The organism is Pseudothauera hydrothermalis, assembly GCF_003345255.1.
GTDB classification, from domain to species: Bacteria; Pseudomonadota; Gammaproteobacteria; order Burkholderiales; family Rhodocyclaceae; genus Pseudothauera; species Pseudothauera hydrothermalis.
In genome coordinates, this window is record NZ_CP029331.1 from 625,022 (window position 1) to 640,267 (window position 15,246).

Here is a 15,246-nt window from a genome sequence, read left to right on the forward strand (position 1 = left end):
CTACCTGCCGGCGGCTTCGCCCGGCAGGACGAAGCCGTACTTGGTCATCACCGCCCGCGCAGGCTGGCTGCTCATGTAGTCGGCGAAGCGGCGGGCCAGGGCGTTGCCCTCGGCCCGCTTGGTGATGACGAAGCCTTGTTCCAGCGGCTCGTGCAGCTTGTCGGGGATCAGCCAGTAGCCGCCGCGCCTGGCCAGCTCAGGATTGACGGCCAAGGCCAGGGCAATGATGCCGACTTGGGCATTGCCGGTCTGCACGAACTGGGCCGTGTGGGCGATGTTCTCGCCATAGACCAGCTTCGGCTCGACCTTTTCCCACAGGCCGGAGGCACGCAAGGCTTCCTCAGCGCGCTTGCCGTAAGGCGCGTGCTTGGGGTTGGCGATGGCGATGCGGGCGATCTTGGGATCGGTCAGGCTCGCCAGCGTCATCTTGCTGGCATCCATACCCGCGCTCCACAGCACGATGCGGCCGAAGGCATAGGGCTTGACCTCGGAGGCCGCGAAGCCCGCTTTCACCAGCTCGCGCGGGAAGGCGATGTCGGCCGAGAAATACAGGTCATAGGGCGCACCCTGCTGAATCTGCGTGTGGAACTTGCCCGAGGAGCCATAGATGACTTCCACCTCGTCGGTAGGGTGGGCCTTCTTGAAGGTGGCGACGATTTCATCCATCGCGAACTTCAGATCAGCCGCCGCTGCGACGGTGACTTTCTCGGCGTAGGCGGTGGTTGCAAACAGCAGCGAGCAGGCGAGCAGCAAGGAGCGCAGGAGTTTCATGGGCAGGTTCCTTCTCATCGAGTCATGGCACAAGAACCCACTGAACGGCATTTGTCGGGTTCGCTACATCGTTAGGTCAAAAACGATATAACGATAAGCATACAGCAGCATCCATGCCAAGCCATAACCGAAATCAAGAATGGATCAGTTCGCCAGATCGTGCAGGGCTTGCAGTTCCTTGCCTGCGCTGGCGTTGAGACTGGCTTCCAGGGCGTCATAACGCTCGATGAGTTGCTGTCCGAGCGTTGTCAGGGACGCGCCGCCACCGCCTTTGCCCCCTGTCGCCGTTTCAACAACGGGGCGGCCAAACCCTTCGTTCAGGGAGTCGATCAGCAGCCAGGCGCGCTTGTAGGGCAAGCCGAGAGAACGGGCCGCCGCCGCAATCGAGCGGGTCTGGCCGACTGCCCGCAGCAGGTCGATCTTGCCGGGACCGATGGCGATCCCGTCGCCGATGTAGACGCGCGGCCGCACCAGGACGGCGCACGGTTGGTTCATCTTTTTTGTCATTTTGTTCAAACGGTGTGAAAAAACAACATCTCACCGTGCAAGCATTTTAGCTAGCACAAATAGCAGCATTTGAATGTTGAGTCGCCACGTTGCACGATTAATGGCACAAATCTTCCTGCCTAGCTCAATCCCAACCATCTCCAGTAAATCCTACGCCTCGACGATTGAACGCAATTAGTGGCCTGATGTCTCGCACTTGGACAACCCTCCTGCCATCACGAACCGCCGCGCCCAAGGCCCGCTGCAGAACCAGACGCACACTGCGCGGCGGCAAGGCTTGCAGACGGAATAGGACGTCATCATCCAGTCGCTCGGCAAAGGCACTGCCCCAGCTCGCCTCGTCCCGGAGGCGGTTGTAAATCGACTGCGCAATGCTTCTGACCTGCTCCGGCCTGGGCGGTTGAATGTGCAACACCGTCAACCGTGAGCGTAGCGGCCCCGGAATCGCCTCCAGCTCATTCGCGGTCGCCATCCAATTGACATGACTGGCGTCGATGGCAAAGTCGCGGATCGACAGGTCGATGAAACCCCGCGCACTGCGCGGTTCCAGCAAGGTATAGAGTGCTGCCAGCGGATCGTATTGCGGTCTGCCGTTACTGGCCTTGTCCAGTTCATCGAGTACCACCACCGGGTTGGCCAGTGGCTGGTAGGCCAACAGCTCAAAGAGCTGGCCTGGCTCGGAATTGCTCCAAAATGATTCGGAACCGGCGAGCGGCGAACTTGATTGCGTACTCGCTATGTCGAAGACCCGGAACGGTAGCACGAGCTGATCGGCAAGCCAGCGTGCCGCCTCGGTTTTGCCGATGCCCGCCGGGCCGACCAGCAACACGGCAGGCCAGGACACCCGGCCATCGCCCAGACTGGACAAGGCGAAGTGATCACGCATCAGCTCGGCCAGTTCATGGAAGTTTGGAAAGGCCTGCGCGAACTCATCCAGAAGGGCTTTCCAGTCCGGGGGCAGCAGGCCCAGTTGGCGGCTACCATGGCCCGCTCGCTTGATCCGCTCCGCCATCGCCTGTGCGCGCTTGAACTTGTCGTCGCCTTTCGGTCGGTGGCGATCCACGAACGTCTCCAGCCCGGCTTCATCGAGAAAGACGATGCTCGGCAAGGGCATTGATTTAGCGGTTTCTGTCGGCTGCTCCTGAACCTGCTCCGGTTTGGCTTCACTCGGGACGGGCTCATCCTGAACCGCCATGGTGGCGCGTACATCTTCAGTCGTCACCCTACCCAGATCGTGCACCACCTGCTGTACCCCCTGTTCGACGATGAGCTGGCGGCTGCGGCGCACTTCTTCGGCAAACAATCCTTGGATGCCGTCGTGTTGCGGACAGCGTTGCGGACGGATGCCGTCCCCGACAACCTGTACACCGCAAACGGGGCATTTTTGCAGCGAAAGGTGCTTGGTCTGGGCAATCAGATCGAACACTGCTGCTGCACGTTCGCTGTGGCGTCGCGGCGGCTGGTAATGAATGACCAGGCGATCCCGGTTGCAACTCACCGACAGTGAGCCCTTGCATGCGAGCACTGTGGGCGGCAGCAGGCATTCCACCTGGGCAAACAGATGTGCCACCACGGTCAGATGCCCTGGCGCAGGTTCGACGATCTGCCGGACAAGCCAGGGATGCTGCTCCTTGAGCGCAGCAATGGCTGCTTCGTATTCCCGCAGGCGCAACGGACGGGCTTGCTTTGGCTTACGCATGATGGCCTCCCAAATAGCCGAACTATAAATTACTATAACAGCAGTTTGCGCGAATCGCCAAACTCCGCACTCTCGTCTTGTCAGCCAATAAGTTTTATAGTGATTTACAGTGAATTCACAGAGCCCGACATGCCAACCCTTGCCAACGAACAATTGCCAGCCTTTGCCGCCGCCTTGATACGACTGCGCGGGGAAACGCAGGGGCGGATCGCCGAAGCCACCGGTATCCGCACCGCCAACCTCTCGGTCTGGCTGCGTGGCAAGGAACAGGTGATCTCCGCCAAACGACTAGTCGGCCTGTTGCACCACCTCGGTGTGGAAGGCGGGCGCCTGCGTACCGACGTGTTGCACCAGTGGCAGGATCGTGGGGCACTGGATGACAGCAAGCTCGTGCTAGGCAAGCTGCTGGCCGACAAGCAGCCGGTGTGGTTGTTTCAGGATGAGCAGCCGGGGCTTATCAAGACCCGCTTTCTGTTGGCTGGCGATGTGCTGATCCGCATGGAGATCGAACCGGGCGTCGATCAGGCCCTTGATCTGGCGACGGTCGTCAGGGTGGATCGTGTCATCAGCACCCCTGCAGCATTGGCCGGGGTGCCAATCGACTCGTTGGCATCAGCACACAACGTCCTCTTGGCGCTGGCGGAGCAGGCCGCAGCGGACGTGGGTGACGAAGAACTGCTGGAAGGGCTGATGTTCCGTCTGACCGAAACATTAGGCAGTAATGTCTCTTCAGCGCAGGGCTGGCGACAACTGGAGCAGGCGCTGAGGCGGTCCCTAGAGGCTGGCCTGGCCCCAGGTGACATTGCGAGCTTACTCAAAGGGCACCTACAGAACAGATAGCCAGACCGCTTCTTGTTCGAGCGCCCGTCCGGATTGGCGCATCTGTTCGGTTAACGGACCCAGATAATCAGGCAACTGCGGAACAGCACTGGTGAACTCCCGAAACGTATCCTGCCACAGCCGCTGGCTACCATAGCGTGCCAGTTTGCTTTGCCAGTCGGGCATCAGCCAGCATTCGCAAGTGTCGCCAAGCTGTGCAAAGAGTCGCGCGAAATTGGCCAGCCCCACGCCGTCATAGTCCGGGAACAGTACGACACGGCTTGCACGCGGGCGCTGCCTCAGCCAGGCGAGAAGCCGGCCATCAAGCTGTCCGCCGTAGTACAGCAGGGTGGCTTGCGTTCCTACTGGCAGCCAATCCGTGCGGTCAAACAGCGCCTGGTTCTCCACCAGCCAGAGCGGCTGCCCGCTTTGCCAGGTGTCGCCAGTTTCAATGCGCAGGCTGGCAGCCCCGAAGTGGTGCGTGAGCTGGCTGAGTGGCAGTTCGCTCCCGTGTTCGCCTTGCCGCCAGAGAACCTTTTCGCCAACGGCCTTGAGCAAGGGGTAGTAGCACTCATGCTGATGGTTGCGCGCTTTGCTGTCGCGCGCGTGGGCGATGTGTTGCGCCCGCAGCGGCAGGTCTTCCGTGGTCAGCATCCCGACCTGGGGGGAGAGTGCGCTCAGATGGATATCGAATAGTCGCGGATCGCCAACACGGTAAACATCACCGCGCCCCTGACGCTGGCAGATTACCGCTCCTGTCTGCCGGGCAAAGCGATCCAGAGCGCTGCGCTGAGCGGCGGTGAAATGGCTGGCCGGCAGGGTTTGTTGGCCATGCAGTTTGAGCAAGGCTGCGCGCAGGGTTCGATCCATGCTCAGGCGTCCAGCGGTTCGATGATCTGCCAGCTATGACGGCTGATCTGGTTGCTGCCGTTGCGCGTGTGAATCGGCACGCAGTAGCGCACGGTCGTCAGCGGCGCGGGTGAGGCAAAAATCAGCGAGAAGCCGAACTCCGCCGCCGTGTCGATCAGGCTGCGCTGATTGCGGGCGTCCAGGGCCAGTGCCTCGTCCAGGTAGCAGATGCCCTGGATGGGGCGACGCTGATCCTGCATCAGATGCAGCATCGCCAGCCCCGTCACCAGTTTGGCCATCAGCACGGTGCCATTGGAGGCGGCACTGTCGAGGTCATCGAAGGCTTCCGGCTCGCGGTCTGCCTTGCCGACCCAGAAGCGCAGGCGAAACAGGTCGGCCACGCGCAGGCCGTGGCGGGCATTGCCCTCTTCGATCAGCAGGGTCTTGGCGCGATTGAGCTGCTCGTCGTCAAGGACGCTCTGCTGGTTGAACAGCTCGAAGGTTTCGCCGCTGTCCACAGTGGCGGCGGTACTGATCAGCAGTTCGATGGCTTCGACCAGAATGGTTTCGTCTTCGGGTTCGATCTTGAACACTGCCAGATCGGAAAGTTGCCGACCGCTGATCTTGCGGTTGAACTCGCGCATCCGGCGCTTGAAAGCAAACAGACCGTCGCGCAGTTCGCGCAGGCAGGCGGCCACATTCACCACCGCCGAGCGCACTTTCTTTTCCAGGGCTTCGGCTTCCTGCGGCAGGTGATGGGCGAATTCAACGAGACGAACAATCTCGTTTTCCGGTTCGCCGACAAACTGATACTTGGTCAATCCGCCGCTATGGATTTCACCCAGCAGATGGCGAATCTGCTCATCCAGCTCCAGCAACTGGCGGCAGTCAGTCAGATAAGTCTGCAGCCGTTCGGCCAGTTGTTCCGGCGCAAACTCGGGCTGGGCCAGCCAGGGGTGGTGTGGCAACTCGGCCAGCCAGGCAAAGGGGCCTTCGTGGTCGATGCGCTGATGACGGCGTTGCTCGATCTGCCGGTGTTGCTGCTGCAAGGCCGCCAAATCCTGTTGCCGCTGCTGCCGCTGCTGATCCAATGCGCGGTGCCGCTCTGCCGACTGCGCCAGACTGGCGCCGAGGTCGGCGAGCTTTTGCGCCAGTGTCTGCAGCCGCTCCTCGCGCTCGGCCTCGCTTTGCCGCAAGTCCTGCATGTGCGCGTAGTCCCGCAATTCGGCATCCAGTTCGGCTAGTTGCTGCTCCAGCGCTTGGCGTTGCTGTTTGACGTTTTCCAGAGCCAGTGCGGTGGCCAATTGCTCTTGCAGCTGAGCCTGCTGTTGCTGCAACTCCTGCTGCAATTCGCTCAGTTCCGCCAGGGTCCGTTGCTGATACTGTGCCGGCAGGGCTTCCAGCCGCAATTGCAAGCCAGGCAAATTGAATTGTCCGGCATTCGCATCGACCAAGGCCGCAAGCAGGGCCTTGCCATCAAGGCGGAAATCCTCGCTGCCCAGGGTCAGTACCGACTTGGCCAGCACCTTGTTCAGCGCGTTGAGCTGTTCCGCAGACACGACACTGGCCAGTTGCTGATACAGGTTCTGCCCCTGGGTGCGCAACTCCTGCGCCAGCTGCTCGGATTCCCGTTCGATCCGGGCCAGCTCGCGCTCGATGGCCGCAGGCGTGCGGCTCTGGGCCTGGCCGATCCGTACCACCAGCGCATCCCGTTGTTCTTGCAGCTCGCGGCGGCGCGCCTCCAACAGGGCGCGCTCAGGGATCAAAGCAAAACGCTGCTGCAACGCGCGCAACTGTTCGCTTTGTTGGCGGAGCTGCTTTTGTTCCAACTCGCTTTCTTTTTTCTCGCCAGCCGACTGCATATCCTGTTCGCGCAGGCGGGTTAGCTCGACTTCGCACTGCGCCAACTCATGCTGTAAGGTTTGCTGGCGGGTCTCGTAATGCTGTTGCCACTGACCCAGTGCCGCGTCGATCAAGGGGCGCCAGCACAGCAATTTGCCGCGCAACACCAAGCGGGCCTCCTGCTTCTGTTCCAGTTCGCTCAGAGTGGCTTGCAGCCGCACGGCGGCCAGGTACTGACTGCGTTCGGCGTTGAGGTCGGCAAACGCTTTGTCCCATTCGGCCTTGAAGTCGATGCTGGCATCCGGCAGATCGCGGCGGAAAATCTGCAGCAGATAGTCCTTTACCTCGCTGGAGCGCAGTTTGTCCAAGCGCAGTGTGCGGGTCAGCACCCGCTGAAAAACGCTGGCATCGCTGGCATGCTCCAGCCGGAAAACGCAGAAGTCCTGCTGACTGGCGAGCTTGCGGCTGCGCCCGCCATACACCATGTCGGCAAATTCGCTGCTGCTGTAGCTGAACACCCGGCGCCCAAAGCTCGCCAGATGGCTGGCCAGTTGCGGTTGTGCCACCAAGGTGCCATCCGGCAGGCAGAACTCCTCGACCTTCAGCGGCCCGGCATAGGCGAAATACTCGTACTCGAAGCTTACCCCTTTGCCCACGCAGCCCAGCACTACGGTGCCGGACTCCGGCAGCGACACCTCCAGCAGCACATACGCGCTGTTGTTGGGGAAATAGAAGCGCCGGCTCTTGTCTACGTCGTGCGCGCCGAAATCCATGCGGCGGCGGTCGATGATCAGCAGAAACTGCAGGGCATTGATCAGGCTGGTCTTGCCGGTATTGTTGGGCGCCACCAGAGAGACCGCACCATCGAGCGGCAGCTCGGCGCGCGAGTAGCCGGCACTCCCCAGCAGGACCAGACGTTGGAAGCCGTACTGCATCAGGTGTTCTCCTCGTCGTCTGGTGCATCCGCAGTCCAGTCTTCCGCTGCAGGCGTGCTCTCTTCGTCGCCATCGGTCTTGGCCGTCAACGCCAGGCTTTCGAAATGATCGAGGTAACGGCATACAGCGGGCAGCAGTCGCCAGCCCGCCGGCTCTGCCACGGCAAAGCCGAGGTTGCAGGCGCGGCCCATCAGCTCCACCAGGGCGTCGAGGTTGAGGCCCTCGGCATCCAGCAGGTCTTGCTGTTGCTTGTAGACCTCGGCCAGCCAGGCGCTGTCGATCAGCCAATCGGTAAAGCGCTGCAGGGCCTTGCCGGCGTTGGCCTGGGCATCGAAGATCACCATGAACAGCAAGGCCAGCTGGCGGCTGATCTTGCCGATGTTGCTGTTGGCGTCACTGTTGTGAAACCAGGCAAAGCCCCTGGCATCCAGGCGCAGTTCGAACCCCAGCGCGGCAAACAAGCCGACATAGCTGGCCTCGTGCTGTTCCAGCTCCGCCCACAGCGCGGGCTCGGCCATTCGATTCAGGTGTTTGCCGGAGAGAAACAAGCGGAACAGCTCGGCCAATGCCGGCATTTGCGACAGGGTGGCTGCCAGAGCGTGTGGGATCGTCATTGCGGGATACTCACGCGGTGAGGGTGATGCAGGACGCGAATCGTCTGCAGCGTGGTTTTTTCAGGCTGGCTGGCTGCCTCGAACTGCCAGCAGGGCTCATGTTGCAGGTCATGGAACAGGCGCAGCAGGGTGGCATCCTGCAGGTGGGCGTAATGGCGGTGTAGCCAATCGAGCAGATTTTCCACTGGCAGGCTGCGGGCCAGATGCGCACGAATAGCGGCTTCGTCCACCTGCTCCAGCAAGGGAGTGTCATCGCCGGGCTCATCCTTCGGAAAGGCCACCGCTTGCGGCTGGTATTGGTGCGCGGCAGCCATGACCGCCCGTACCTCATCGCCCAATTGCAATTTGAAACCGCGCTCATTGCGCCAGACGGGGAGTGCGGTCTCATCCGCCGGGCGCGACAGTGCGCGACGCAGGCCGCGTTTGCGCACCTGCCCCAACAGCAAGCTGATGGCACTGGTCAGTGCGTTGTGCTGACGCAGCTCTTCGCGCAGGGGCAGCAGTGTATCGGCGCACTGTTGCGCCACCAGCCGGCCAAAGCGCCGCAGCTCCTTGGCCTGGTGCGCCACCTGACGTAACTGCAGGCGATGCGAGTAGAGCGCACCCTGTACCGACAATTGCTCTAGGCTCAAGTCGAGCGCACGCTCCGCTTCTTCCAGATAGCGATAGAAGGTGCCCTGCGAGCCGCTGTCCATCATCTGGTTCATCGGCTCCACATACTGAGTTTCCCATAAGTAGTGTCATGTGAGCGATAATATGGCCTATGAAATGCAAACGACTTTCCGACGGCCGAGCTCTCGATCATCACACCTTGCAGGTCATGCGGCAGCAGGCCGTCAAAGCGGTACGTGACGGGCAGACGGTGCAAAGCGTCGCGGCGGCGTATGGCGTGAATGAGCGCAGCGTTTTCCGGTGGCTCGCCGATTTTGCCAATGGCGGACAGAACGCATTGCTCGCCAAGCCGATTCCGGGACGCCCGAGCAAACTCAGCGCCGAGGAGCTTTCGTGGATTGCCAATGCGGTTCGTGACCACAACCCGCAGCAGTTCAAGTTCGAGTTCGGCTTGTGGACGCTGTCTCTGATTCGTCACTTGATCAAACGCCAATTCAAGAAAGAGCTGTCGGTCTCCTCGGTTCACCGCCTGATGAAGATCCTGGGTTTCAGCGCCCAGAAGCCGCTCTACCAGGCGTGGCAGCAAGACCCCGTCCTGGTGCGCACTTGGGAGACGGAGACCTACCCCGCGATTCGCGCTGAAGCCAAGCGGCTCGGAGCAACGATCTACTTTGGCGACGAGTCGGGCATCCGCTCGGACTACCACACCGGCACGACTTGGGCGCCACAAGGCCGGACGCCGGTGGTGCAGGCGACGGGTCGGCGCTTCTCGCTGAACATGATCTCGGCCGTCGGCACGCAGGGCGAATTTCGGTTCATGCTGCATGAGGGCTCGGTCGGTGCGAAAGTGTTCGTCGAGTTCCTCAAGCGCTTGATGCTCAATGCCGAGAAACCGGTCTTTCTGATCGTCGATGGTCATCCGATTCACAAGGCAAAGATGGTCAAGAGCTACATCGAGAGCTTGGACGGCAAGCTCAAGTTGTTCTATTTGCCGCCTTACTCGCCGCAGCTGAACCCGGACGAAACAGTCTGGGCTCATGTGAAGCGGAAGGTTTCGAGCCAGTTGGTCGAGAGCGCCGAGGAGATGAAGCGACTCGCACTCCGTGCTTTGCGTAGCATCCAGAAGCTCCCCGAACTCGTGAAGTCATTTTTTAGGCAGCCAGAGTGCCGCTATATCCTGGGCTGACACTACTTATTGAAAAGTTAGTAATGATCGTAGGCTTCCAGCACCTCGCGGTAGCGCTGGCTGATCGGCATGCTGCTGTCGGCGCTTTTAGCGTTTTCCGCCAGTTCAAAGAGCGCGTGCCGGTCCTGATCGAGCTGCAGGCTGATCTGGCGGAAGAGTTCTGCCAGCTTGTTGGCGGCTCCGCGCACGCGATCCATGTCGGCCCCGAGCATCCCTTCATTGAGTGCTTCGGTGGCTTCACGGATGGCCGCAACACGCGCCTGCAGTACGGCAGCCAGGCCCAGCTCATGTTCACGGGTGAGCCCGCGCACGAACTCCAGCACATAGGCATTGAGCTGCAGATCGCTGCTGCGCGGCAAGGTTTGCAGGATGTCCGCATTGACCAGGGCACGCAGCACCGCGCCCTGCGTTTCGGCATCCCGTTGCCCGGATACCTTGGCAATGCCGTTCAACACCTGATCGCTGGTCAGCACGGCAAACTCGCGCGACAGCCGCACCAAAAGCTCCACGGTGTCCCAATGGGTGTAAAGCGCGTAGACCAGCGAGCGAGGGTTGGCCATGTCAGTTCAGTCTCCCACCACCGAGCAGGCATGCCCTGTGCGGCATGCTCTCACCCGCCAGCCGCACAGGGCGGCAACCCGGCGCATGGCCGCAGCGGGGTTTCATAAGGTGCAGGCTGGACGCATCGACCATTCGTTGTCCCCACGCCGCCGCGCCCGATTTCTGGCGAAATCGAGCCCAGCGGCCACATTCTTTGTGCTCTCGCGAGCCAGCACAAAGAATATGCTCATCGCGCCGGGGACAAGCGACTCTCGGCCTGCGTCCCACCCGGAATGTGTCAGGCATGGTGGCAACACTGTGTGCACAAAGTGGCGTCAATGTGGTGAACAGCGTGGCAACATTGTGTTGAACATGGCGGCAGCATTGTGGCGACATGTGGGTCACAGCGTGGCAACAAGGTGGCGCTGACAGCTCAAGCGACCGCATGGATGAAAGCATTCAATGCCGCCGCGATGCGTTTGCGGCGCTCTTGCAAGAACGCCTTGTACTGATCCAGTACCAACAGTTCCTCCTCCACCGGGATGCACTGTGCTGCGAATGGTGCCGCACCGTGCTGCGCCACCAGCGGCAACAGGTAGGCCACAGGCGCTTTGTCGCTGATCGCACGATTGGTTTTGCCGCCGATGAAAGCCAGGTTGGCGATGTCGTCGGCCTCGCGAGGGGTGTAGCTGCCGCGCAGCAATGCCTTGGGGAAAATGTGATGAAACTGCAAGCGGTGCTGACTGCCGGAGTGATCCAGGGCAATAGCCAAGTGGCTGCGCCAATCCTTGGCGCCTGCCGCACGAAACGCCAGGAACATGGTCTTGAACAGCGCACTGCGCTGGTTGCGCCCCTCCAGCTCTTCCGGCGTGATGTCAAGGCGGCCGAACTGCAGACGCAACCGGTCGATCAGTTCATTGACGCCGCCGCCATTGCGGATGGTCGCCAAATCCTGATCCAGAATGGTCTCACTGGAACCCCGGGAGAAACGGCCTTTGGCATTTGCGGCCAAGGCCCAGTAGCGCAACTGGTGCGCCTCGTTGTTGCTCAACGCATAGTTGCGGCTGTGTCCGAAATACGCCAGCACCACCAACAGGAAGGGCGACGACAGCAGCGCCGGGCTATCGATGCCCAGGTTGCTCCGGGCGAAGTTGAGCGCGAATTCCATTCCCTCGCAGGCTTCTTGCCATGCCTTCTGCAGCTTCTCCACACTAAGGCTGGCGACGATCTGGAACCGCGATTGACCGGTGGCAAACGCCATCAGGTTCTTCAAGTGCAAGCCGAGATCCAGGTCAAAGCCCGTTTTTGCACAGGCCTGCTGGAAATCCTGGAACGTCTGCAGCGAGTGCCGCCACTTGGCGGTGATCTGCGCCAGCGCCAGGTCGGAACTGCGCAGCTTGGCGCCCAATGAATTCACGCGAACGAAGATTTCCGTGACCTCGTCATATGAAAGCGTGCGCTCCAGTACATCCATCCGGTAAACGTACTTGCGGATGCCTCGCAGCCGGGCCAGGCGCTGGCTGTACTTCTCGTAACGCGGATCGTCAAAACCACTGACGCCGGCACGCTTGAGGAACGGCGCATCGTTGTCGGTCTTGAACACGTCCGACACTTTCACCCATTGCGGCAACTGCTCCAACTTTCGAGTTGCCACCACGAAGGTCATCTTGTTGAAGCGCTTGAGCAGTTCGTCCTCGGTCGAGTCCATCTCGTCGCCAATCAGTTCGCCATCGTCTTCAACATCGTCCTCGTCGCCGCCGTTCTCTTCCACTTCGGTCACGACCGCCAACTGGTCGGGATGCTCCAGGTTGAACAACAGGTCAATGGGCCGACGACGGCCGCGCACCGACACCGGCTCGCCTCGAATGACGGCAGAGAGCGATGTCAGACGCTGCTGACCATCCAGCAGAAGCCGCGTGCTCTGGTAGGGGTTCGTGCTCTGGCTGACCGCGAAATCTTGCAGCGGCACGGCTTCATCCGTTTCCCAAAGCAGGATGGCGCCCGATGGATAGCCGCGATACAGCGAATCCAACAAATCGCGCACCCGTGTAGAACGCCACACATACTGGCGCTGCATTTCCGGCAAGCGCAGCTCGCCGCGCTCGATCATGGAAACCAGTTCCTCAACGCTCGCTTCGGCCTTGGCCATGTTATTCCCTCGATCAGGATGCGAGCAGGAAGCGCTCGCGGTGCCACTGCAGATAGTGCAGGTGCTCGCGGGCCAGCCAGCGCAGCCTCATGCCCGGCTGAATGCCAAGCCCCTGCAGATCGCCTGCGGACAGGCGGGCGCTGGTCAGCAAGTGCCCGGTATCGTCGAAGCTGATCAGAAAGCGATCAAACAACGCATCCAGATTGGCCACCAGCAAAAAGCCATTGAAGGCATCCAGCCGCTCGGCATCATCGGCGCATTCGGCCCAGGGCTTGGCATGGCTGGCACGCAGCACCTCGGGCACATTGATGCCGGTTACCGCACAGGCGCCACCCCAATAGGTGAGCAAGGCATCGCGGTAACGCGCCTGTCCCACACGCTGACGCACCAGGCGTTCGACTTCCGTGCCCCGGGCTTCGGCAGGCATCGCTTCCACCGCTTGCGCCACGGCAGCGTGGTAGTCGCTTACCGCCTGGTTCGGCAAGGCCTGTGACAGGCTGGCTGCACGGCGCAGCAGGGCGGCCAGATTAGCCAGGGTAGGAGCACAAAACACATCACCAGCGGCGGACCAGGGCTGGAAGCTGCGCAGCAACTCCGGCAACAGCGCGGGCGTGGCCGGCTGAAAGCGCACTTCAAAGCCTTCGGCCAATGCTGTCACCACTGCCTGACTGCGATGACGGGCCGAAGCCAGTGTCACCGCATCGCCAGCCGGCGATAGCACGTGCTCGAAGCCATTGTCGTGGCCGGCTTTCTCGATGAGAGTGCGTTGCAGGGGGTTCATGCCATCGTTGCCTGTTCGGCACCCAAGCGCTTACGGAAAAGAAGTCCGTCCACGCCCTCTGTTGAGAGCCTGTGCCGCTCATAAATCTGGAGTGATTCAGGTGGTTCAGTTGAAGTGGTGACGATGTATTGCAACGAGTCTCCACCTTTTTTTGCGACATGTTCGAGCAATGCCCAGAGTATGTCTTCGCTCATCTCCGCTTCGCGGGGAGAATCGTGCAATAGAAACCCGGGATGGAAGCTTTGCTCCAGAGTGCTATCGAGCAAGCAGGTCACATCACCTGCGAGAATCTCCAGAACTTTGTAGGTGGTCGAGTGTCTCGGCCCCATTCGGAAGGGGTGATTGCGGTGTTCTTCTTGATCGTTGAAAACGCCCCACGTGAAGGAAGGCAGTGATCTGGCAACAGCCATCATGGTATCGCTGATTGCCTGGCGGCGCCCCGCTACCATCTGGCGCTGTTGTTCGAGCTGTAGCTTCAACTGATTGCAACGACGCCGATGTTCATCCAGCTTGCGTTGTACCGCATCCATTTCGGTTGATTGTGACTTTCCTGAGGCGAGGCTTTCATAATATTCGTAGCCCTCGATAGCCTCCGTGAGAAGCTGATCAGCCGCCAGTGCTTGGGCGTGCCTTTGGTCCATATCAGCACTTCTTCCATCAATAGCAGCAAGTGCTTTATCCAGCGGCGCCATCTCGTCAATCAGCCCATCCCGGCGGCGGCGCAGCGGAATCAGGTCGCGCTCAAGGGATTCTTTGGTTTGCTGATAACTCAAGGTGCGTTGCTTTCGGTCGATTTGAACCAGTTCGATCCGCCGAATGACATAATCACACTCCCCGAGCAGGCGATTTCCTGCATCGCAATGCTTGGAGAGATTCTTTTGCAGTGATGCTGCTTCGTTTTGCAACGCCTCTAACCGCTCGATATCGCCAGCAATCAACGCTTCCATCTGAGCGATTTCATTGACAATGACACCCAACTTGGATTTCAGCGGCGCAAGCTTTTCCAGCAAGTGCATGCGCTCGTGTGCAAGCGCTTTTCGCTCTTCCTCAATTGTTAGCAATTCCTGTCGATAGGCTTCGTGGCGTTGCCTGGCGATACCAATCAGGTTGGGGTGCTCGATCAATCCTTCCTGCCGGAAGGGTGTATTGATTGGCGCTTCAAGGCGGTTGGCCAATTGCCGGCGCACATGGTTCAGCAAACGCGTAGGTTCCTCTCGCAGCTGATCCAGTCTCGCCTTATGGGTTTCTACCGCTTTTGCTGCGCTATCCAGATCACGCAGCGTCGTGGCGTCGTGCAGCATACCTAATACGATCTGTATGAGAGCCAATGGCGACTTCGCCGGCAAACTGAACCGGACACCTTCCGCACGCCATTGGAAGTAATGCTGGTATCGGGCGTTCTGGTCACGGGAGCACCAAGCCAGAATGTGGTGCCATTCAATAGGCTGCCCGGAGCCAGGCAACTCCTGAACCGGCAAGGTTTCGACAAAATGCTGTCGCAGTGCATTCTGGTAAGCGTGGTATTCGTTCTCAGCGTTACCTGCGGCCAGCTGCCGCCAATCCGCATGACGGGAAGCGCGGTACATCTTCTGGTGTCGCCACGGCTTCAAGACTGTCCATACTTCCCCGCCAATATGCACACGGGCGGCAACAGCCCCCTCCTTCAAATCCTCGCTTTGCAGCAGTTCATCGCGCAAGGCTGACCCCTCGGACCAGAGGGGGTCGTCCAGTGCAAACCGAAGTAATTGGCAAAAAGCGGTTTTTCCCACGCCATGCCCGGAGCTGCCTTTCCCTGGTGGCGATACGATCAGGTTGAGGCCGCGGTGCAGCGTTATTTCGCGCAAGGGCTCATCCGCTGTCAGTGACTCCAGTAGCCACAACGTCTCTACCCATAGGCGAGGCTTTGTAGAAAATGGTACTGGCATACCGACAGCGTTCATCC

The 15,246-nt window shown here is 60.4% G+C and carries 13 protein-coding genes; 2 read left to right on the forward strand and 11 right to left on the reverse strand.

The window, feature by feature from the left end; genetic code table 11:
- From modA to DIE29_RS03140, 3 genes are all read right to left on the reverse strand, one after another.
- The gene (gene modA, locus DIE29_RS03130) at window positions 1-771 is read right to left on the reverse strand and encodes a molybdate ABC transporter substrate-binding protein (RefSeq protein WP_114649193.1); all 771 of its coding nucleotides are present in this window, start codon (window positions 769-771) and stop codon (window positions 1-3) included.
- A 144-nt stretch (window positions 772-915) separates the two neighbouring features.
- Window positions 916-1,266, reverse strand: a complete 351-nt coding sequence (locus tag DIE29_RS03135) for a winged helix-turn-helix domain-containing protein (protein WP_162860585.1) — start codon at window positions 1,264-1,266, stop codon at window positions 916-918.
- A gap of 136 nt (window positions 1,267-1,402) precedes the next feature.
- The gene (locus tag DIE29_RS03140; RefSeq protein WP_205409773.1) at window positions 1,403-3,130 is read right to left on the reverse strand and encodes an AAA family ATPase; all 1,728 of its coding nucleotides are present in this window, start codon (window positions 3,128-3,130) and stop codon (window positions 1,403-1,405) included.
- Between DIE29_RS03140 and DIE29_RS03145 the strand changes: the two genes are divergently transcribed.
- Window positions 3,107-3,817, forward strand: coding sequence for a helix-turn-helix domain-containing protein (locus DIE29_RS03145; RefSeq protein ID WP_114649195.1), 711 nt, complete (start codon window positions 3,107-3,109; stop codon window positions 3,815-3,817). The genes DIE29_RS03140 and DIE29_RS03145 overlap by 24 nt on opposite strands.
- On the opposite strand, the gene DIE29_RS03150 is transcribed toward DIE29_RS03145, so the two are convergent.
- The 4 genes from DIE29_RS03150 to DIE29_RS03165 are packed head-to-tail and all read right to left on the reverse strand — an operon-like array spanning window position 3,803 to window position 8,743.
- Complete coding sequence (locus DIE29_RS03150) at window positions 3,803-4,666, reverse strand: DUF7281 domain-containing protein (RefSeq protein ID WP_114649196.1); 864 nt, start codon at window positions 4,664-4,666, stop codon at window positions 3,803-3,805. The genes DIE29_RS03145 and DIE29_RS03150 overlap by 15 nt on opposite strands.
- A 2-nt stretch (window positions 4,667-4,668) precedes the next feature.
- On the reverse strand, window positions 4,669-7,422 hold the full coding sequence (locus DIE29_RS03155; RefSeq protein WP_114649197.1) for a hypothetical protein: 2,754 nt from the start codon (window positions 7,420-7,422) through the stop codon (window positions 4,669-4,671).
- The gene (locus DIE29_RS03160) at window positions 7,422-8,036 is read right to left on the reverse strand and encodes a condensin complex protein MksE (protein WP_114649198.1); all 615 of its coding nucleotides are present in this window, start codon (window positions 8,034-8,036) and stop codon (window positions 7,422-7,424) included. The genes DIE29_RS03155 and DIE29_RS03160 overlap by 1 nt, the downstream gene beginning before the upstream one ends.
- Window positions 8,033-8,743, reverse strand: coding sequence for a hypothetical protein (locus tag DIE29_RS03165; protein WP_237269499.1), 711 nt, complete (start codon window positions 8,741-8,743; stop codon window positions 8,033-8,035). Before DIE29_RS03165 ends, DIE29_RS03160 begins: the two co-directional genes overlap by 4 nt.
- Window positions 8,744-8,799: 56 nt before the next feature.
- On the opposite strand from DIE29_RS03165, the gene DIE29_RS03170 reads away from it, so the two are divergent.
- Window positions 8,800-9,834 carry an IS630 family transposase gene (locus tag DIE29_RS03170; RefSeq protein ID WP_114649170.1) on the forward strand — a complete coding sequence of 345 codons (1,035 nt, stop codon included), beginning with the start codon at window positions 8,800-8,802 and terminating at the stop codon, window positions 9,832-9,834.
- Between the two features lie 17 nt (window positions 9,835-9,851).
- On the opposite strand, the gene DIE29_RS03175 is transcribed toward DIE29_RS03170, so the two are convergent.
- The 4 genes from DIE29_RS03175 to DIE29_RS03190 form a co-directional block, all read right to left on the reverse strand.
- Window positions 9,852-10,394: a hypothetical protein gene (locus DIE29_RS03175; protein WP_237269500.1), complete on the reverse strand. Its 543-nt coding sequence runs from the start codon at window positions 10,392-10,394 to the stop codon at window positions 9,852-9,854.
- A 413-nt stretch (window positions 10,395-10,807) separates the two neighbouring features.
- On the reverse strand, window positions 10,808-12,523 hold the full coding sequence (locus DIE29_RS03180; protein ID WP_114649199.1) for a GmrSD restriction endonuclease domain-containing protein: 1,716 nt from the start codon (window positions 12,521-12,523) through the stop codon (window positions 10,808-10,810).
- A 13-nt stretch (window positions 12,524-12,536) separates the two neighbouring features.
- Complete coding sequence (locus DIE29_RS03185) at window positions 12,537-13,304, reverse strand: HNH endonuclease (RefSeq protein WP_114649200.1); 768 nt, start codon at window positions 13,302-13,304, stop codon at window positions 12,537-12,539.
- A complete protein-coding gene (locus tag DIE29_RS03190; RefSeq protein ID WP_114649201.1) occupies window positions 13,301-15,244 on the reverse strand; it encodes a coiled-coil domain-containing protein in 1,944 nt (647 codons plus the stop codon). Before DIE29_RS03190 ends, DIE29_RS03185 begins: the two co-directional genes overlap by 4 nt.
- Between the last annotated feature and the right edge of the window lie 2 nt (window positions 15,245-15,246).